The sequence below is a fragment of the Microbacterium testaceum StLB037 genome (assembly GCF_000202635.1).
Taxonomy (GTDB): Bacteria; Actinomycetota; Actinomycetes; order Actinomycetales; family Microbacteriaceae; genus Microbacterium; species Microbacterium testaceum_F.
Window position 1 is genome coordinate 1,330,380 of the sequence record NC_015125.1, and the last position, 17,923, is coordinate 1,348,302.

The window sequence follows — 17,923 nt, forward strand, 5'->3', positions numbered from 1 at the left end:
CCCGAAGTGCGGCAGCGGCAGACCCCCCGAGACCGGGAATCGTGCAGGGGTTGTGCTTCGCCCGGGCCGGATTCGACTCCGGATGCCACGGACTCGGCGGTGCGCGCGTGAGCGTGGCCGCCGAACCCGCGCAGGGGGTCCGGGCCTACGGGCAGGTGCTGCGCCTGCCCGGCGCGCGGACCTTCGTCGCCGCGGGTATCCTCGCCCGATTCCCGCGCGCGACCCTCTCGCTCGGCATCATCCTGCTGGTGTCCGCCACGACCGGCAGCTTCGCCTCGGCGGGCCTCGTCGTCGCCCCGCTCGTCGGCGGCATGGCGGTCGCGGCGCCCCTGTGGTCGTCGCGGATGGATCGGCACGGCCAGGCCCGCGTCATCCTGATCTCTCTCGGATGCCTCGTGCTCGCGGCATCCGGTCTGCTCGCCCTGGTGCTGACCGGGGCGCCGTTCTGGACGTGGCTCGTCGCCGCCTTCGTCACCGGCGCCGCGACCCCCGACCTCACCTCGGCCGTGCGTGCGCGGTGGACGGTGCTCGCGCCGGAATCGCAGCGCACCGCCGCCCTCGCGCTCGAGACGATCGCCGATCAGATGGTGTTCATCGCGGGTCCGCCCGCCATCACGGCGGTCGCCGCGGCCGTCGACCCCGCGGTGGCGATGCTCGGCTCGCTCGGGCTCGGGGTGATCGGCGGCGTGTGGCTCGCGGCACAGCGCGGGACGCAGCCCGTGGCCTCGCCGCGCGGACCGCGGACCGGGCTCGTCCTGCCGCCCGCCGGGGTCGTACCGGTCGCTCTGGCATGCATCGCGCTGGGTGGTGTCTTCGGTGCCTTCGACGTGAGCCTCGTCGGCTGGGCGGAGGTCGGCGGGCGGCCCTGGCTCGCGGGGCCGGCGTTCAGCGCTCTGGCCGTGGCGATCGCGATCGGCTCCGTCGTCACGGGGGCGCGCGCGTGGAAGCTGTCTCCCGCCGCGCGCTACATCGGCTTCGCAGCGCTGGCCGCGGTGGTCGCGGTGGGACTCCCGTTCGCGCAGAGCTCGGTGCCCGTGCTGTTCGGCGTGATCCTGCTGCTGGGCTTGGCCGTGTCGCCGGTGATGGTCTCCGGCATCCTGGTCGCCTCGGCGCGCGCCCCGAAGGGACGCGTCACGGAGACGCTCGCCTACCCGACGGCCGCGATGTCGCTCGGGGTACCGATCGGCGGCGTGATCGCGGGAGCGGCCCTGGATGCCACGGGCCCGGCGACCGCCCTGGTCACGATCGCGGTGTCGCTGGCTCTGGCGGCGGTGATCGCCGCGGTGGGCGAGGCGCTGGTGCGGGTGGGTCGGCGGTAGCGGCGGGGCGGAGGCTTCGACACGCTCAGCCACCGCGCACGGCCCGGGCCCCCTGCCGCCGCCGAGGTCCCTGAGCCCGTCGAAGGGACCGCACCCCAGCCACCGCGCACAGCCCAGGTCCCTGAGCCCGTCGAAGCGACCGCACCCCGCAGCCGCGCGAGGAGGCTTCGACACGCTCAGCCACCTCTGCCGTTCGGCCGGGCGTGCGCGTCAGCCCGCCGAGACATCCAGACTGTGGACCCGGCCGGTCGCCGGGTCGACCCAGTTTCCGGAGCCGGTCAGGCGGTGCCACCGCTTGTGGAACGCGAGATCCGTGTCGGCGGCGTCGAGGACGCCCGCCCCGCACAGGTCGCAGATCCGGAGGAGGACCGTCTCCCCCTCCGCCGTCGTCAGCGACACCGAACCGTTTGGAAATGTGAGCCCCACCGCGCTCCCCCTTCGTTCGCGAGATGCCCACACCTTACGAGACGCGGGGGCGGCTCAGTGCGGTGCGACCTCGCGGAGCGCGCGGCGGACCACGCTCTGCGGGGCTTCCGTCCCTCCGTGCAGCGCCCACCAGGCGAGGGACGCATTGACCGCCGCCATCAGCGCGTGCACGCGCACCAGGATCGAGAGGTCGTCCGGTGAGGAGCCCGACCGTTCCACGGCAAATCGTGCCGCGGCATCCGTCATCATCCCGATCGTCGGGGCACCGACCTGCTGGATCGACGGGTTCGCGCGGATCACGCGGAGCCGGTGGCGCGTGACCTCGATGGACTCCGCGGGGATGGTCGCACCGGCCTCGAAGGCGCGGCGGATCACCTCCCAGACCGGCTCGTCCTCGGCGCTGGCGGCCAGGGAGGTGCGGAAGCGATCGGACGACTCCTCGAGCCCGTCCCAGACGAGGGCGGCCTTGGTCGGGAAGAGCCGGAACAGCGAGCGCCGACTCACGCCCGCCGCGGTGGCGACCTCGTCCATCGACACGGCGTCGAACCCGCGCTCGTCGAAGAGGCGGAGCGCGACGAGAGAGACGCGACCGGGATCGATCGTGCGCGGCCTCCCCGCGGGACGTTCGTTCGGACGTTCCATAGACACCTTTCGGCACTGAGTGCTAAAACGTGAGTGGCGCACCCGCGCCCTCACGAAGGAGAAAAACATGACCGCGTCGACCGTCGCACGATTCGCAGGCAAGACCATCATCGTCACAGGTGCCGGGTCCGGTATCGGACGCGCCACGGCGACGCGCATCGCGCACGAAGGAGGGCGCGTGATCGCAACAGACGTCGTCGCCCCGCGACTCGATGCCCTGCGCGAGGAGTTGAGCGGCCTCGCGGTCGAGACGGTCGTGGGCGACGTCTCCGCGCCCGAGACCATCGCGGCGATCCTCGACGCCGCGGGAGAGCGCGTCGACGGCCTCGCGAACGTCGCCGGGATCATGGATGCCTTCCTCCCGCCGAGCGAGGTGGACGACGCCACGTGGGACCGGGTCATGAGCGTCAACCTCACCGGGCCGATGCGCCTGACGCGGGCGGTGCTGCCCCTGATGATCGCCGTGGGCGAGGGAGCCATCGTCAACGTCGCCTCGGAAGCGGCGCTGCGCGGCTCGACGGCCGGCGCGGCCTACACGTCGTCGAAGCACGCGATCGCGGGATTCACGAAGAGCGTCGCGTTCTTCCACGGACCCCAGGGCATCCGCGCGAACGCCGTCGCCCCGGGAGCGGTCGCGACGAACATCGAGGCCCCGATGGGCAGCGAGTACGCCGCCGGACGCGTCGGCCCGCTTCTGCAGGTCGTCGTGCCGCCCGTGGCGCAGCCCGAGCATCTCGCCGCCGCCATCACCTGGCTGCTGAGCGACGACTCGGCCAACGTCAACGGTGTGCTGCTGCCGAGCGACGGGGGATGGTCGGCGATCTGACGCACTCCGCCGCCGCGCGCTCGCCCGGTGGCTTCGACAGGCTCAGCCACCTGCGCCGCGCGCTCGCCCGGACGCTTCGACAGGCTCAGCGACCTCCGCGGGGCGCTCGCCCGGTGGCTTCGACAGGCTCAGCCACCTCCGCCACGCGCGCGAGCGAGGTCCCTGAGCCTGTCGAAGGGACCGGACCCGCGCGGCGACGAACGTGCGACCCGTAGCGTGGTCTTCGTGGACCCCGAGACCGAGGAGCAACGATCGCGCTTGGCTCACTGGAGCTGGCAGGACCGATCCCTCAGGTCCACCACGCCCCCACGGGTCGAGGACGGTCGGCGCCTCATCCGCGTCTTCCCGGAGTGGATCAGCGGCCTCCCCCTCTGGGAGAACTTCACCGAAAACTACCCGTTCGAGCGCGATGCCCTGCCCCTCTCGTCCGAGCTGCAAGACGCTCTCGAGGCATGGAACGAGCACTGGCAGAATCGGAACCCCACCGAGGAGCTCCCCGACCTGGACCGATGGCTCACCGAGGGCGGAGAGCTCGTCGCCCGACTCCGCGACGAACTGGGTGACGTCGCCGAGGTGCGGGCCGAGTTCTGAGTTCCTCTTCCAGCGGGCGGATCAGCTAGGGGCGAACGGTCCCTGTGGGTGGGTAGCGGCAACGACCGGCGAGCTCAGCGGTGGGGCGCGGCGCTGACGATCTTCACTCGTTTCGGGCGAATGATTCTGATGGCAACTGAGGCGTGTCCAGCCGCGACAAGAGTAGCCAACACCGCGGCCACGTAGGGCGTGACATCGGGGGCATCAGTGCCGAGCGCAGAGAGCACGATGAAGGGTAGCGTCAGGCTGAGCAGTGTCCCGACCGCGAACGACAGCGCCAGCAAAAGGAAGAGCAGAAGTTTGTCTTTCACGATGCCTCAGCACTTATAGGTGTTCAGAGTGAAGGCGAAGTCGTCGCCGATCTTGTGCCAGCCGCCGTCTCCCTTGAGATAGTTCCTGGCTTGCGTGGTGCCGCCCGCACCATAGAACCACGCACAGACGCCTCTGGCGAGAAGATACCCATCGGCGTCCTTCATGGAGTCTCGGGACGACTGGCCAGGCCGAAGTGTCGATGTCACGCCCGTAGGGCGGCCAGCTGAAGTGCTCCAGTTCGCTCCGACCAGGATGGAGAACTGCGAGGTGCTGGCGTTCTTGACCGTGCCGCAGAAAATCCATCGACAGTCGCTTGCCTGCGCCGCGCCCGGCACCTGCAGACCAGCCAGCGCTGCCACGACCAGGGCGCCGCTGATCATCACTCTCCGCAACCTCGGCCGGAAGAAACGAACTCGACTCATACATGGCTCCTGCCTGGGAAATGGAGCGCATACCCGCTCCCGTCGCGGAGCTTCTCGCCGCGCGTTCGCCCATCGTCGTGAAGAAGCGCCGTGCTGGTGCCGAGAGGCGCGAAATCTCACCATGGAGGTCGCCCAATCGCGCACTCCAAGTGAACGACAGTCACCTGTGCGCTCTTGTGTCACCACTGATGCAGCGCGGGCCGACAGGGTGGCTAGACATCACCGACGTGCGGACCTAGGGCGTGTCTTGTAATTGGTCGGTGTGTTGGCTGAGATGCTGGCAGGGTGTCGCGTTTCGTGTTGCTCTCGGATGATCAGTTCGTGTTGATCGCTGATCTTCTCCCTGGGCCTACGGGTAGGAAGGGGCGTCCGTTCGCGGACGCGCGGACGATGGTCGAGGGCATCGTTTACCGGTACCGGACCGGGATAGCCTGGCGGGATCTGCCGCGGACGTTCGGGCCGTGGCAGACGGTGTGGGCTTGGCATCGCCGTCTCGCGGCCGATGGCACCTGGGACGTCGTGCTCGACCGACTGGTCAGCGCTGCGGACACCGCTGGCGCGGTGGACTGGTCGGTGTCAGTGGACTCCACGATTGCGCGCGCCCACCAGCACGCGACGAACATCTCCCGGGTTACGGGGGGCTTCGTCGAATTACACGAATCCGCGACTCGAGCCGCCTGACCACGGCTTCGGTCGCTCCCGCGGAGGCCTGTCCACGAAGATTCACCAGCTCGTCGACGGTCATGGACTGCCCTTGGTGACATTGGTCACCCCCGGACAAGCGGGCGACTCGCCGATGCTGCTGCCCCTGCTGGCCGAACTCCGCGTCACCCGGCCGGTCGGACGCCCGCGCACCCGACCCGATCGAGTGCGCGGCGACAAGGCGTACTCATCCCGAGCGATCCGCGCCCACCTTCGCAGCCGTGGCATCGAAGCAGTGATCCCGGAGCCCCGCGACCAGCAAGGCCACCGGAAACGGCGCGGATCCCGAGGCGGACGCCCCGTCTCCTACAACCCGGTCGACTACCGCAACCGCAACGTCATCGAACGCGGCTTCTGCCGAGTCAAACAATGGCGAGGCCTCGCTACCCGCTACGACAAGCTGGCAATCGTCTACCGCGCCGCGGTCGTCCTCAACGCCGTCATCGCCTGGCTACGCCATTTACAAGACACGCCCTAGTTCGGGCCGGACCCGAGGCTCCTGAGCCTGTCGAAGGGACCAGCAGCCGCGCCCGGAGGCTTCGACAAGCTCAGCCACCTCCGTTGCACGACGCCTCGGGGTCAGAGGATGACGCCGAACTCCTCCGCGAGCGCGGGCAGCTCCTCGTGCAGCACCCGCGATGCCTCCTCGGCCAGCGGGTTCGTCGAAACACCGCGGTCGTTCACGAGCTTGCCGCCGACGTAGACCTGCTGCAGATTGCGCAGGCCGCACGCGAGGACGTAGCTGCGCACGGGGTTCCACAGCGGTCCGACGTCGGGCAGCCGCGGGTCGACCACCACGAAGTCGGCGAACTTGCCCACCTCGAGGCTGCCGACGCGGTCGTCGACGCCCATGATCTCCGCGCCCCCGAGGGTGTGCAGGCGCAGGACCCGCTCGGGCATCATCGACAGCGGGTCGTGGGTGCGGGCGCGCTGCATGAACATGCCCATGCGCATGTTCTGCCACGGGTCGGCGACGTCGGTGCAGGCCTGGTCGTCGAGACCCATGCCGACCTTCATGCCCTGCTCGAGCATCTCGGGCACATGCGCGATGCCGGATGCCAGACGCCCGTTGGATGCCGGCTGCCACGACATACTGGCGCCGCCGGCGGCGGCATCCGCGATGATCTCGGGCGTCGTCTGGATGAAGTGCCCGAACATCATGCCGGGGCGCAGGGCTCCGGCGTTCTTGTAGAGCTGGAACTTCGTCTGCTGGTGCTCGATGGCCTCGTACGTCTCGAGGAAGTGCGCCTGGTTCGTGACACCGAAGCGGTCCATGACGGCGACCTCGATCTCGGCGGCGTCCGGCCTCGTCGACCACTGCACCTGCCCCATGATCGAGGCGCCGAGGGCGATGTCGGGGTCCATGGCCAGGACGTGATCGAGGGATGCCTCGAACCGGGCGAAGATCTCGTCGTCGGTGCCGACGGTGGCATCGAGGGCGATGGAGTCGACGAAGCGGAGCCCCGCGTCGTGGCATCCGTCCGCCTGTCGGGTGTGCCAGGCGTGATCCCGCAGGATGCCGCCACCGTCGGCTCGCTTGCCGTCGACCATCGGCTCCCAGGGCAGGAGCGGGTCGGTGAAGTTGTAGGCCGTGGTCACGCCGTTGGCGAGGAAGTCGAGCGAGCCGTGCAGCGTCGCCCAGTAGATCTGGTCGGGTGAGGCGTTGTTGAGCACGCTGAACATCGAGGTACACCAGCCGTAGAGCGTCTGGTCGACGCCGAGTCCGCGCGAGCCGCTCGTGAAGAGGTGGCTGTGGGACGAGACGAAGCCGGGGGCGACGAACTTGCCGTCGACGTCGAGGATCTCGTCGGCGGTGACACCCGGGGCGGGGTCGCCGGCGCCGATCGCGGCGATGCGGCCGTCCTGCACGAGGAGGTATCCGCGCTCGATGTAGCCGGGGTCGTCGGTGCCCGCGGGGACCGTGATGAGCCGTGCGTTCGTGACCAGGAGCGACATGTTGATCACGGTAACAATGGCGTGTTTCCGCGGTGTTCCGGGCGTGGGGCGGGCTGTTTGCGGGGAGCCTCTCGTCCCACTTATGGCGGTGCATGTCCCTGAAACAGCCAGTTAGACACCGCCCCACCCACCACAAGCGGGACAAGGGTCGAGCACGCCGGCGCAGCGACCCCCTCGTCCCACTTATGGCGGTGCGTGTCCCAGAATCGCGAGTCAGCCACCGCCCCACCCACCACAAGTGGGACAAGGGTGCGCGCCGATCAGGCGAAAGCCGCGCGCACCGCCGGCGCGACCGCGGCGAGCACCTCGTCGCGCGCGGGCGTCGACGGAAACACCAGGAACAGGTGCGGCACGCCCTCGCGACGCACGAATTCAACGGGGACTCCGGATGCCGCCAACCGCCCGGCGTACTCCTCCGCTTCGTCCGAGAGCGGGTCGACGCTCGCCGCGACGATCACCGCCGGGGCGGACCCTCCCAGGTCCGGTGCGCGCAGCGGCGCGGCCTCGACCGGCACGACCGGCACAACGCGCGCGGGCACCGCCACGGCCTCAACCGGCACGACTCGCGCAACGCCCGCGTCAGCCGCGGGCACCGCCGCAGCCTCAACACGCGCAACGCCCGCAACGCGCGCAGGCACCGCCGCCGCGGGCACCGCCACCGAGCGCACCCCCGCCCGCGCGGGTCGCGACCCCGCCTCCCCGGCATCCTGCACATACAATCGCCAGTACCACTGCATCCCCTTCGCGGTCAGCGGCAGATTCTCGGTGTGCGCGCGGTAGCTCCGCCGGGTCGGGTCGGGGGCGTCGAGTACCGGACACAGCAGAACCTGACACCGGATGCCGGGAGCCCGCCCCTCACGCGACCGCAGAGCCAGCGCGGCCGCGAGGTTGCCGCCCGCGCTGTGGCCCGCGACGCCCAGGAGGGCGGGGTCGACCAGTCCTCCCGCGCCGGAAGCGGCGAAAAGCAGCGCGCGATCGAGGTCGTCGAGGCCGGCCGGGAAGGGATGCTCCGGTGCCAGCCGGTAGTCGACGCTGAGCACCTGCGCGCCGGTCGCGGCGGCGAGCGCCCGACAAAGCGCGTCGTTGTTGTCGAGGTCGCCGGCCACCCAGCCGCCGCCGTGGGCGAAGACGAGGGTTCCGCGGTGGCACGCGCGGGGCCGATACAGCCGCAGCGCGAGACCGTCGGCATCCAGGTCGATCGACTCGATCACCTCGTCGTCGGGTACGCGCACCCACGACGGGTTGGCCCGCAGCTCGGCGATCCGCGCGGCGTCGTCGCCGTCGGCATCCGTGGCTCCCGAGGGGATGGTCCCCGCCTGCGCCGCGAGGCGCGCGAGGTGCGCCCGCACGTGGGGGTCGGTGATGGCCGGGTGCACGGCGTCGGTCACGGGGGTCCTTCCGGTGGGCGTTCGGGATGCCGCGCGTTGGGGCGGCTCTGGGCGGTGATGCCCCGAGCGTAGGCCTGCGGATGCCGACGACCCGGCGCCGACGACCAAGCGTTACGCCGGAGAAACATCGGCGTCTCAGGCGCCCCGCACGATGGCGCCATGAGCTCTCCGGAACAGCGGGCGGCGGCGATCCTGGCCGCGCAGCGCTTCGTCGTGATCGGAACCTCCGACGCCCACGGGCCGTGGACCGCGGCCGCGCAGTACCGGCTCCTCCCCCGCGGTCTGTACGTGGAGTCCGACCTCGGTTCGCGGCACGCCCGGGCGATCGCGGGGTCGGGGGTGGCATCCGGGGTCGTCTACGACTCGTCGGCGGCCATCGTCGACGCCGACGGGGTTCAGCTGGCGTTCTCGGCGCGGGAGGTGGATGCCACCGAGCCGGCCGTGCGGGCTGTGCTGGCCGCGCGGCTCCCCCGTGACGCGTGCCCCGCCGCGGCGCTCGAAGCGGAAGTGGCGGCGGTGCTCGCGGTGCCGACGAAGCGCCTGTACGTCTTCGACGTCGAGCGGGCTTACGTCTTCGATCGCGACGCCTGGCGGTCGCGCGGCACCGACGCGCGGGTCGAGGTCGACCTGGCCGCCGTGTGGCGGGCCCTCACCGGATGACGCGGCGCGGAACGTTTTCCGGGCTCGCGGGGCGGCGGCCGGCGGCGTCCGCTCTCGTGCGCGAGGCCACCCGTCCTCGACCGCACCGCGCGGCCGGGGTGACGAGACCCCCCGATCAGCCGAAAGACCGCGCGAACATGATCTGGGCGATCACCGGCAGGCCGAACGAGGCCAACGCACAGACGATCGCCGCACCCGCGACGATGCGGGGTGCCAGACGACGCGAGCGGACGGCGAAGAACGCCGCCAGGATCGCCAGCGTGGTGAGCCCGACGGGGACCAGGAACCACAAGACGAGTCCCCCCGGCACCCAGGCAAGGAGGAACAGCACCCCGATCAGCGCCGACCACCCGAGAGCCAGTACGGCGATGACGAGCAGCGAGAGAGCGATGCTCCCCACGGCCGCACCCGTGCCCGACCGCGCCGTGGCGTCGGGTCGGACCGCCTGATTCATGGCCTCACCCTAGCCACATCGCGGCGTTACGCGACCGAAACAGCGCCGTCGCGACGCCGTAGGACGCCGGGCGTACCGTGACGCCGCAGGGCGACCCGACGCCCGGAGAGAGGTAAACCATGTCCCACCGCGTCATCGTCACGGGAGGCGCCGGCGGCATCGGCGCCGCGATCGTCGAACGCTTCCTCGCCGACGACGCCCGCGTCGCGGTGCTGGATCGTCGCGCACCGGCCGCAGAGTCGGGATCCCTCTTCGTCGGCGTGGACCTGCGCGATCCGCTCGACACCCGCCGCGCCGTCGGCGAGGCGATCGCGGCGCTCGGCGGCGTGGACGTCCTCGTGAACTGCGCGGGGATCTTCCAGCACGCGTCGCTGCTCGACATCACCGTCGACGACTGGGATCGCGTCCTCGACATCAACGCGCGCGCCACGTTCGTGACCATGCAAGCCGTCGCTCCGGCGATGCTCGATGCCCGCCGCGGCGCGATCGTCAACATCGCGAGCATGGCCGCGAAGCAGGGCGGCGGCGGCGAGGGGCACTACGCGGCCTCGAAGGCCGCGGTCGTCGCCCTGACCCGCGCGGGCGCGCAGGAGTGGGGATGCCACGGCGTCACCGTCAACGCGGTCTGCCCGGGGTACGTGCTCACCGAGATGGGCGCCGACACCCGCTCCGAGGCCGACGTGGCCGCCTGGAGCGCGAAGTCGCCGCTGGGGCGGCTCGGCATCCCCGAGGACGTGGCCGGTGTCACCCACTTCCTCGCCTCCCCTGCGGGCAGTTACCTCACCGGCCAGGCGATCAACGTCACGGGCGGGATGGTCATGCACTGAGCGCGCGTCGTGCCGCGCTCCGGAGAATCCACCGCCCGGGCAGCAATCATCGGTTCCCCGCAGCCGGGAGTGACTTCGGACTCCGGAGCGCGGGACGCGCGCGCGACACCAGCGGCGCGGGGGCTCCGGCGCGAGCGGGCCGCGTGTGACCGCGCGTGACGCCCGCCGACGCGCGCCAGAGGGCGGTGGTTACGGTGGGGCTTTGGCATCCGTCCCGCCGAAACCGACCTGGAGAGCACATGTCCGAGTACTTCGACCGCACCGCCGACAAGACCTACACGAAGGTCTACAAGGCCGAGACGCCCGACATCCTGGCCGCGTTCGCCGCGTTCGATCAGGCCGTCTTCGCCGCCGAGGGTCGCGCGATCCCGCTGAAGTACCGCGAGCTCATCGCCTTGGCGGTGGGCATCACCACGCAGTGCGTGTACTGCATCGACGGGCACTCGCAGAACGCCGTGAAGGCCGGCGCGACCGAGGCCGAGCTGGCCGAGGCTGCCTGGGTCGCCACCGCGATCCGCGCGGGCGGCGGGTACGCGCACGGCCGCCTCGCGTTCAAGCTCGGCGAGGACGCCCGTCCCCACGAGCACTGACCCGTGTCGGCCCTGGAGGCGGAAGCGCTGGAGTTCATCCGCGCCCTGATCCGCATCGACAGCGTCAACACGGGTGAGGCCTCGACGATCGGCGACGGCGAGACGCGCGCCGCGCGCTTCGTCCAGGCCCGGCTCGAAGACGCGGGCTACGAGACGACCCTCGTCGAACCCGTTCCGGGGCGGGCGAGCGTGATCGCGCGCTTGGCCGGGTCGGATCCGGATGCCGGTGCCCTCGTCGCCCACGCCCACCTCGACGTCGTGCCGGTCGAGGTGGAGAACTGGACGTACCCGCCCTTCGGGGCCGAGATCCATGACGGCGTCCTGTACGGCCGCGGGGCCGTGGACATGAAGGACTTCGCGGGGATGCTCCTCGCGATCGCCCGGGCGTTCCGGCGCGAGGGCATCGTCCCGCGCCGCGACCTCATCTTCGCGTTCTTCGCCGACGAGGAGGCCGGGGGTGTCTGGGGCGCGCGCTGGATCGTCCGCAACCGTCCCGAGCTCTTCGCCGGGGCGACCGAGGCCATCAGCGAGGTGGGTGGGTTCTCGATCCCGCTGCCCGGGGACCGTCGGGCCTACCTCGTCGCCACGGCGGAGAAGGGCGTCACCGTCGCCACCCTCACGGCCCGAGGACGCGCGGCCCACGGCTCCCGGCCCACCGCCGACAACGCCGTCGTCCGCGTGGCGCGAGCCGTCGCCGCGGTCGGTGCGCACACGTTCCCCATGGTCCGCACGGCGACGCTCGGACGGTTCGTCGAGACCTGGGAACGCGCGGGCGGGCGGATCGACGACCTCGGCTTCGCGGCATCCCTCATCGACGCGGGCATGCGCAACACCGCCTCCCCGACCGTGCTGACGGCCGGTGGTAAGCCGAACGTCATCCCGGCGACGGCGAGCGCGGCCCTGGATGTGCGCGTGGTGCCCGGACAGGCCGAGGCCGTGCGCGAGCAGCTCGCGGCCCTCGTCGACGATGACATCGAGATCACCTGGGCGCGCGATATCCCGGCCATTGAGGCGCCTACCGACGGACGGCTGATCGACGTGCTGCAGGATGCCATCACCGCCGAGGATCCCGATGGCACCGTGGTTCCGTACCTGCTGCCGGCCAGTACCGACAACAAGCACCTCGCCGAGCTCGGCATCCGCGGATACGGCTTCGTCCCGCTGCGCGTGCCCGCCGACTTCGACGTGTTCGGACAGTTCCACGCCGCGGACGAGCGAGTACCGGTCGAGGCGCTGCACTTCGGCACGCGGGTGACGGCGCGGCTGCTGCGGGAGGCGTGAGGGCGCTTCCGGCGCGTGAGGGGGCTGAGCTTGTCGAAGCCCCCGGGGGGATCCGGTCCCTTCGACAGGCTCAGGGACCCGGCGCCTTCTAGCGCGAGCGAGCGCGCAGCGCGAGCGTGTTACCCCGCGAGGCGGAGTTTTGCGGAGCGTGGCGGACGGTTGCGACGTGTGAAACGTCGCGTCGCGAGCGGAGAAGCCCCGGCTTAGCGTTTCGGGCACCCACCGGCTTCACCGCCGATCCGCCGCTCGAGGAGCACGCCATGACCACCACCGCGCCGGCCCACGCCGCCCGCCCGATCGACACGTCCGCCACGAATCCCGCCGCCAAGGTCGACCTCGGCACCATCGCCGTCGTCCCCACCCGCCACTGGTGGCGCTGGACCCTCAGCGCCCTGCTGCTCTTCGTCGTCGCGCAGTTCGTGTGGAGCCTCTTCACCAACGACCGGTACATGTGGGGCACCTTCGCGCAGTACTTCTTCGCGGAGCCCGTGCTCATCGGCATCGGGTACACCCTGAGCCTCACGGCGATCTCGGCCGTCGTCGGGTTCGCGCTCGGCACCCTCCTCGCGCTCGGCCGCCTGTCGCCCTCGCCCCTGGTCAGTTCGGTCGCGTGGGGCTACATCTGGTTCTTCCGCTCGGTGCCGCTCGTCGTGCAGATCATCGTCTGGTACAACCTCGGCTACCTCTACCCGACGCTCGGCCTCGGCACCCCGTTCACGACGGACTTCTGGATCGTGGAGTTCCCCACGGTGCAACTGGTCAGCGCCTTCGCCGCGGCGATCCTCGGCCTGGGGCTCCACCAGGCCGCGTACTCCGCCGAGATCATCCGCGGCGGGCTCGTCTCGGTCGACCCCGGTCAGCACGAAGCCGCGGCGGCCCTCGGCATCCCGGCATCCCGTCGTCTGTTCCGCATCATCCTGCCGCAGGCGATGCGCTCGATCGTCCCCAACGCCACGAACGAGGTGATCGGACTGGTGAAGGGCGCGTCGGTCGTCTTCGTCATCGCGATCCCCGAGCTGTTCTACGCCGTGCAGGTGGTCTACAACCGCAACAGCCGCGTCATCCCGCTCCTGCTCGTCGCCGTGGTCTGGTACACGATCATCACCACGATCCTCAGCGTCGCGCAGTACTACATCGAGCGGCACTACGCCCGCGGGTCCGCGCGCGCCCTGCCCCTGACACCGTTGCAGCGCGCCCGCCGCTGGGTGAGCACGCAATGGGCACGCCTCGGCGATGCGCCCCCGGGAGCGACGGATGCCACGCACCCGGTCGCCGCGAAGGGAGCGGGCGCATGAGCGTCGCCACCGCCACCCGTGGGCTCGTCGAGATCCACAACGTGCACAAGAGCTTCCACGGCGTCGAGGTGCTGAAGGGCATCGACCTCACCGTGCAGCCGGGCGAGGTCGTCGCGCTGCTCGGACCGAGCGGCTCGGGGAAGTCCACGCTGCTGCGCACGATCAACCACCTGGAGACCGTGGATGCCGGCTCGGTCACGGTCGACGGGGAGTTCATCGGCTACGAACTGCGTCACGGCAAGCTGCACGAGTTGCACGAGAGGGAGATCCTGCGCCGGCGGACGCGCGTGGGGATCGTCTTCCAGAACTTTCACCTCTTCCCGCACCTCACCGCGCTCGAGAACGTGACCGAAGCGCCGCTCGCCCTGAAGCGGCTGAACAAGGACGACGCGCGCGAGCTGGCCCTCGGCCTGCTCGACCGGGTGGGCCTGAGCGACAAGGCCGACGCCTACCCGCGTCAGCTCTCGGGTGGTCAGCAGCAGCGCGTCGCGATCGCCCGGGCCTTGGCCCTCACGCCCCAGGTGCTGCTGTTCGACGAACCGACGAGTGCGCTCGACCCCGAGCTCGTGGGCGAGGTGCTCGATGTCATCCGCGACCTCGCGAAGCTCGGCACGACCCTCGTGATCGTGACGCACGAGATCGGTTTCGCGCGCGAGGTCGCCGACCGCGTCGTGTTCCTCGACCAGGGCCGCGTCGTCGAGCAGGGCACGCCGGACGAGGTGCTCGGCCGCCCGCGGCACCCGCGGACGCGGGAGTTCCTCGCGAAAGTGCTCGGCTGACGGCCGCGACCTCCCGGTGGCTTCGACAGGCTCAGCCACCTCCCCCGCAACGCGAGGTCCCTGAGGCCGTCGAAGGGACCAGAACCCGCACCACCTCCCCCGCAACGCGAGGTCCCTGAGCCCGTCGAAGGGACCGGACCCGCACCACCTCCCCCGCAGCGCGAGGTCCCTGAGCCCGTCGAAGGGACCGGACCCGCACCACCCCGGTGGCATCGACTGGCTCAGCCACCTCCCCCGACCCCGTGACGCGACCCGGCGTTGCGGCATCCCCACCCCTCACAAGGAGACACAGCATGGCACTCAGCAAGAAGCAGGGCATCGCGCTCGGCGTGATCGCCGCAGCCCTCGTCGCCGTCGTCGGCGTCGGCGTCACGATCGGCCTGAACCGCCCCGTCGAGGCGCAGGCCGCGGCCGCACCCACGGCCAGCACCGGGTCCAACCCCGACACGGGTGAGATCCCCCGCATCACCGGTCACGCCGTGCCGGAGGCGGTCGCCGCCCTCAAGGCCAGCGGCTTCACCCCGATCGAGCCCGGGAAGCTCACCGTGGCGATCGGCGCGTTCGTCCCACCCCTCAGCTACCAGCCCGAGGGCACCACCGCCGCGACCGACGTCGCCGGAACCGAGCCGAACTTCGGCGAGCTCATCGCCGAGGGCCTCGGCCTGGAGTACAACCCCGTCGTGGTCGCGTGGGCCGACTGGCCCCTCGGCATCCAGTCCGGGAAGTACGACCTGATCACCTCGAACGTCACCGTCACCGAAGAGCGCAAGGAGCTCTACGACTTCGCCAGCTACCGCCAGGACCTGCTCGGCTTCTACGTGCGCTCCGACAGCTCGATCTCGAAGATCGAGAGCTCCGACGACATCTCGGGCCTGAAGATCGTCGTGGGCTCCGGCACCAACCAGGAGAAGGTGCTGCTGAAGTGGAACGAAGAGCTGGCGGCCAAGGGCAAGGCACCCGCCGAGCTGAACTACTACGACGACAACGCCGCAGCCACTCTCGCCCTGCAGTCCGGTCGCGTCGACGCCACCTTCGGCCCCAACGCGACGGCGGCCTGGGCCGCCCGTGAGACCGGACAGACCAAGCTCGTCGGCATCATCCCCGGCGGCTGGCCGCTCGCGGCCGACATCGCCGCCGCGACGAAGAAGGGCAACGGCCTCATCGAGCCCGTCAACATCGCCCTCAACGCCTACATCGCCGACGGAACGTACGCGAAGGTCCTCGATGCCTGGGGCCTCGAGTCGGAGGGCGTGAAGACCTCCGAGATCAACCCTCCGGGACTCCCCAAGTCCTGACCCCCGCGCGTGGCCCGGTCGTGCGCGACCGGGCCACGCCGCACGCCCTCCGAGAAGAATGGATGCCATGACCCCCGCGACCCCATCGACTCTGACCATCCGCCTCGTCGAACCGCACGAGTACGCCGAGGCCGGTCGGGTCACCGTGGAGGCCTACCGCCACAGCTACGACGGGCTCACCGACGGCTATCTCGCCTCGCTCGCCGACGTCGCCGGCCGCCTGGCTCACGGCGAGGTGTGGGTGGCGCTTTCGGCCGACGAGATCGTCGGGACCGTGTGGGTCCCTCGGCCCGGGGAGCGCCTCTCCGAGCTGGCGCGCGAGGGCGAACTCGACTTCCGGCAGCTCGCGGTGGCGCCGGCCGCACGCGGTCGCGGGGTGGGCGAGGCCCTCACCCGTCACATCATCGACCTCGCTCGCGCGCGGGGAGCGCGGCGGGTCGTCATGAACAGCGGTCCCGAGATGCTCGGCGCGCACGCGCTGTACCTCAAGCTCGGCTTCCGCCGTCTCACCGAGCGCGAGCACCCCGTCGAGGTGGAGCCCGGGCGGGTCATCGACCTCCGGGCTTTCGGGTTCGACCTCTGAGCCGCGCCGTGGTCGCCCTCGATCCCGCGCCTCCCCGGCTCGAGTCGGTGTGGGCCGAGAGCCTGCCCGAACTCTCGAGGCCGGTCGAGCCGCTTCTCGCGCCGCACCCGCGACTGTTGGCGCTGAACGACGGTCTCGCTCGCGACCTGCGAATCGACCCCGACGCGTTCCGCCGCGCCGAAGGTCTGCTCTTCCTCACCGGCGGTCTTCGCTCAGCGGGATCGTCACCCGTCGCCCAGGTCTACGCGGGGCACCAGTGGGGCCGGTTCCGCCCGATCCTCGGCGACGGCCGTGCCGCCCTGCTCGGCGAGCGGCGCGACGCGGAGGGCGTACTCCGCGACATCCACGCAAAGGGCATCGGGCCCACCTCGATGTCGCGGGTCGACGGGTTCGCCACCGTCGGCCCGATGCTGCGCGAGTTCCTCCTCGGCGAAGCGATGCACGCCCTCGGATTGCCGACCACGCGGGCGCTCGCCGTCGCGGCGACCGGCGCGCCGCGATCTCTCGGCGGGGTGACGCTCCCCGGTGCCGTACTGGTCCGCACCGCCCGGAGTCACGTCCGCTACGGATCGTTCGAGTACGCCGCGAGCCTCGAGGATCGCTCGGTCCTTCGACGCCTCGCTGATCTCGTCATCGCGCGTCACTATCCCGACGCGGCCGACGATCCCCACCCCTCCCATCGACTGCTGACCCTCATCGTCGACACCGTCGCGATGCAGACGGCCGGCTGGATGGGCGCGGGCTTCGTCCACGGCGTGCTGAGCACCGACAACGTTCTCGTGAGCGGCGAGACGATCGACTACGGACCGTGCGCGTTTCTGGATGCCTACGACCCCGACGCCGTCTTCAGCTCGATCGATCACCACGGGCGCTACGCCTACGGACGTCAACCCGAGATCATGCGGTGGAACCTCGAGCGTCTGGGCGAGGCGTTCGCGCCCCTGCTCGCCGAGGACGGCAGCGAAGGAAGAGCGATCGCCGCAAGGATCGTGGACGGGTTCGACGAGATCTTCCGCGTCCGATGGATCGGTGTCTTCCGCGCGAAACTCGGCCTCGCCTCCACCGTCGACGCCGCGACCGTGGAGCAGACCGCACGGAGCGTTCTGGCGCTGCTCGCGGAGCACCGGACCGACTTCCCCCGGTTCTGGCGGGCCCTCTCGGCCGCGGCGCAGGGTGACCGGTCCGGAGTTCGGCATCTGTTTCCTCCGCACGCCCGGCCCGGGGTCGACGCGTGGACCGACCGGTGGGACGCGCTCCGGCCCGATGCCGCTCGCCTCGACGCCGCGAACCCGGCGATCGTTCCGCGCAATCACGTCGTCGAGGAGGTCTTGGCCGCAGCGGTCGAGGGAGACCTCGGCCCCTTCGATGAACTGGTCGAGCTCGTGCGCGACCCCTTCACCGCGCACGACACTCCGCTGGCGCACCGGCTCGCAGCGATCCCACCCGAGACCGCGGCACCGTTCGTCTCGTACTGCGGAACCTGACTCACCGGTCGATCGCCTCCTCGGAAGCGCCGACACGCAGAGGGCGATGCCCCCTCCCATCTATGGCGCGGCGCCGCTCCCGGCCCGGCGG

At 70.9% G+C, this 17,923-nt stretch carries 20 protein-coding genes; 13 read left to right on the forward strand and 7 right to left on the reverse strand.

Annotated features, from left to right (window positions below; genetic code table 11):
• Window positions 1-107: 107 nt before the first annotated feature.
• The gene (locus tag MTES_RS06105; protein ID WP_158309749.1) at window positions 108-1,319 is read left to right on the forward strand and encodes an MFS transporter; all 1,212 of its coding nucleotides are present in this window, start codon (window positions 108-110) and stop codon (window positions 1,317-1,319) included.
• A gap of 210 nt (window positions 1,320-1,529) precedes the next feature.
• On the opposite strand, the gene MTES_RS06110 is transcribed toward MTES_RS06105, so the two are convergent.
• Together MTES_RS06110 and MTES_RS06115 are read right to left on the reverse strand one after the other, a co-directional pair.
• Window positions 1,530-1,718: a histidine ammonia-lyase gene (locus MTES_RS06110; protein WP_148272821.1), complete on the reverse strand. Its 189-nt coding sequence runs from the start codon at window positions 1,716-1,718 to the stop codon at window positions 1,530-1,532.
• An 81-nt stretch (window positions 1,719-1,799) separates the two neighbouring features.
• On the reverse strand, window positions 1,800-2,387 hold the full coding sequence (locus MTES_RS06115) for a TetR/AcrR family transcriptional regulator (RefSeq protein WP_013584347.1): 588 nt from the start codon (window positions 2,385-2,387) through the stop codon (window positions 1,800-1,802).
• Window positions 2,388-2,454: 67 nt separating this feature from the next.
• Here MTES_RS06115 and MTES_RS06120 point away from each other — a divergent pair, with 67 nt between their 5' ends.
• Window positions 2,455-3,213, forward strand: a complete 759-nt coding sequence (locus MTES_RS06120; RefSeq protein WP_013584348.1) for an SDR family NAD(P)-dependent oxidoreductase — start codon at window positions 2,455-2,457, stop codon at window positions 3,211-3,213.
• Window positions 3,214-3,438: 225 nt separating this feature from the next.
• Window positions 3,439-3,804: a hypothetical protein gene (locus MTES_RS06125; protein ID WP_148272822.1), complete on the forward strand. Its 366-nt coding sequence runs from the start codon at window positions 3,439-3,441 to the stop codon at window positions 3,802-3,804.
• Between the two features lie 74 nt (window positions 3,805-3,878).
• Here MTES_RS06125 and MTES_RS06130 read toward each other — a convergent pair whose 3' ends face one another.
• The gene (locus tag MTES_RS06130) at window positions 3,879-4,115 is read right to left on the reverse strand and encodes a hypothetical protein (protein ID WP_013584350.1); all 237 of its coding nucleotides are present in this window, start codon (window positions 4,113-4,115) and stop codon (window positions 3,879-3,881) included.
• A gap of 6 nt (window positions 4,116-4,121) precedes the next feature.
• Window positions 4,122-4,496, reverse strand: a complete 375-nt coding sequence (locus MTES_RS06135; protein ID WP_013584351.1) for a hypothetical protein — start codon at window positions 4,494-4,496, stop codon at window positions 4,122-4,124.
• Between the two features lie 327 nt (window positions 4,497-4,823).
• Between MTES_RS06135 and MTES_RS18810 the strand changes: the two genes are divergently transcribed.
• A protein-coding gene (locus MTES_RS18810) for an IS5 family transposase (RefSeq protein ID WP_099046917.1) occupies window positions 4,824-5,718 on the forward strand; the annotation gives its coding sequence in 2 pieces (ribosomal slippage) (window positions 4,824-5,174 and window positions 5,176-5,718; 894 coding nt in all).
• 101 nt (window positions 5,719-5,819) lie between these two features.
• Here the strand turns inward: MTES_RS18810 and MTES_RS06150 are convergent.
• Together MTES_RS06150 and MTES_RS19705 are read right to left on the reverse strand one after the other, a co-directional pair.
• Window positions 5,820-7,196: an amidohydrolase family protein gene (locus MTES_RS06150; protein ID WP_043362259.1), complete on the reverse strand. Its 1,377-nt coding sequence runs from the start codon at window positions 7,194-7,196 to the stop codon at window positions 5,820-5,822.
• Between the two features lie 260 nt (window positions 7,197-7,456).
• On the reverse strand, window positions 7,457-8,584 hold the full coding sequence (locus MTES_RS19705; protein WP_013584354.1) for an alpha/beta hydrolase: 1,128 nt from the start codon (window positions 8,582-8,584) through the stop codon (window positions 7,457-7,459).
• 159 nt (window positions 8,585-8,743) lie between these two features.
• Between MTES_RS19705 and MTES_RS06160 the strand changes: the two genes are divergently transcribed.
• A complete protein-coding gene (locus tag MTES_RS06160) occupies window positions 8,744-9,244 on the forward strand; it encodes a hypothetical protein (RefSeq protein ID WP_013584355.1) in 501 nt (166 codons plus the stop codon).
• Between the two features lie 115 nt (window positions 9,245-9,359).
• Here MTES_RS06160 and MTES_RS06165 read toward each other — a convergent pair whose 3' ends face one another.
• A complete protein-coding gene (locus tag MTES_RS06165) occupies window positions 9,360-9,698 on the reverse strand; it encodes a hypothetical protein (protein ID WP_013584356.1) in 339 nt (112 codons plus the stop codon).
• Between the two features lie 119 nt (window positions 9,699-9,817).
• Here MTES_RS06165 and MTES_RS06170 point away from each other — a divergent pair, with 119 nt between their 5' ends.
• The 8 genes from MTES_RS06170 to MTES_RS06205 all read left to right on the forward strand — a co-directional run bounded on the left by MTES_RS06170 (window position 9,818) and on the right by MTES_RS06205 (window position 17,832).
• Window positions 9,818-10,525, forward strand: coding sequence for an SDR family NAD(P)-dependent oxidoreductase (locus MTES_RS06170; RefSeq protein WP_013584357.1), 708 nt, complete (start codon window positions 9,818-9,820; stop codon window positions 10,523-10,525).
• A 239-nt stretch (window positions 10,526-10,764) separates the two neighbouring features.
• Entirely contained in the window at window positions 10,765-11,115 is a 351-nt protein-coding gene (locus MTES_RS06175; RefSeq protein WP_013584358.1) for a carboxymuconolactone decarboxylase family protein, read from the forward strand.
• A 3-nt stretch (window positions 11,116-11,118) separates the two neighbouring features.
• Window positions 11,119-12,396, forward strand: a complete 1,278-nt coding sequence (locus MTES_RS06180) for a M20/M25/M40 family metallo-hydrolase (protein ID WP_013584359.1) — start codon at window positions 11,119-11,121, stop codon at window positions 12,394-12,396.
• 260 nt (window positions 12,397-12,656) lie between these two features.
• Window positions 12,657-13,691 carry an amino acid ABC transporter permease gene (locus MTES_RS06185; RefSeq protein WP_013584360.1) on the forward strand — a complete coding sequence of 345 codons (1,035 nt, stop codon included), beginning with the start codon at window positions 12,657-12,659 and terminating at the stop codon, window positions 13,689-13,691.
• Window positions 13,688-14,470, forward strand: a complete 783-nt coding sequence (locus MTES_RS06190) for an amino acid ABC transporter ATP-binding protein (RefSeq protein WP_013584361.1) — start codon at window positions 13,688-13,690, stop codon at window positions 14,468-14,470. The genes MTES_RS06185 and MTES_RS06190 overlap by 4 nt, the downstream gene beginning before the upstream one ends.
• Before the next feature lie 293 nt (window positions 14,471-14,763).
• On the forward strand, window positions 14,764-15,765 hold the full coding sequence (locus MTES_RS06195; protein ID WP_013584362.1) for an ABC transporter substrate-binding protein: 1,002 nt from the start codon (window positions 14,764-14,766) through the stop codon (window positions 15,763-15,765).
• Window positions 15,766-15,832: 67 nt separating this feature from the next.
• A complete protein-coding gene (locus MTES_RS06200) occupies window positions 15,833-16,348 on the forward strand; it encodes a GNAT family N-acetyltransferase (protein ID WP_013584363.1) in 516 nt (171 codons plus the stop codon).
• 8 nt (window positions 16,349-16,356) lie between these two features.
• Window positions 16,357-17,832, forward strand: coding sequence for a protein adenylyltransferase SelO (locus MTES_RS06205; protein ID WP_013584364.1), 1,476 nt, complete (start codon window positions 16,357-16,359; stop codon window positions 17,830-17,832).
• Window positions 17,833-17,923 lie beyond the last annotated feature (91 nt).

Excerpts from the sequence above, each read along its gene's own strand:
- MTES_RS06115 (WP_013584347.1), bottom strand. The coding sequence starts at position 2,387 with ATGGAACGTCCGAACGAACGTCCCGCGGGGAGGCCGCGCACGATCGAT.
- MTES_RS06120 (WP_013584348.1), top strand. The coding sequence starts at position 2,455 with ATGACCGCGTCGACCGTCGCACGATTCGCAGGCAAGACCATCATCGTC.
- MTES_RS06135 (WP_013584351.1), bottom strand. The coding sequence starts at position 4,496 with ATGATCAGCGGCGCCCTGGTCGTGGCAGCGCTGGCTGGTCTGCAGGTG.
- MTES_RS06150 (WP_043362259.1), bottom strand. The coding sequence starts at position 7,196 with ATGTCGCTCCTGGTCACGAACGCACGGCTCATCACGGTCCCCGCGGGC.
- MTES_RS06160 (WP_013584355.1), top strand. The coding sequence starts at position 8,744 with ATGAGCTCTCCGGAACAGCGGGCGGCGGCGATCCTGGCCGCGCAGCGC.
- MTES_RS06165 (WP_013584356.1), bottom strand. The coding sequence starts at position 9,698 with ATGAATCAGGCGGTCCGACCCGACGCCACGGCGCGGTCGGGCACGGGT.
- MTES_RS06170 (WP_013584357.1), top strand. The coding sequence starts at position 9,818 with ATGTCCCACCGCGTCATCGTCACGGGAGGCGCCGGCGGCATCGGCGCC.
- MTES_RS06175 (WP_013584358.1), top strand. The coding sequence starts at position 10,765 with ATGTCCGAGTACTTCGACCGCACCGCCGACAAGACCTACACGAAGGTC.
- MTES_RS06185 (WP_013584360.1), top strand. The coding sequence starts at position 12,657 with ATGACCACCACCGCGCCGGCCCACGCCGCCCGCCCGATCGACACGTCC.
- MTES_RS06190 (WP_013584361.1), top strand. The coding sequence starts at position 13,688 with ATGAGCGTCGCCACCGCCACCCGTGGGCTCGTCGAGATCCACAACGTG.
- MTES_RS06195 (WP_013584362.1), top strand. The coding sequence starts at position 14,764 with ATGGCACTCAGCAAGAAGCAGGGCATCGCGCTCGGCGTGATCGCCGCA.
- MTES_RS06200 (WP_013584363.1), top strand. The coding sequence starts at position 15,833 with ATGACCCCCGCGACCCCATCGACTCTGACCATCCGCCTCGTCGAACCG.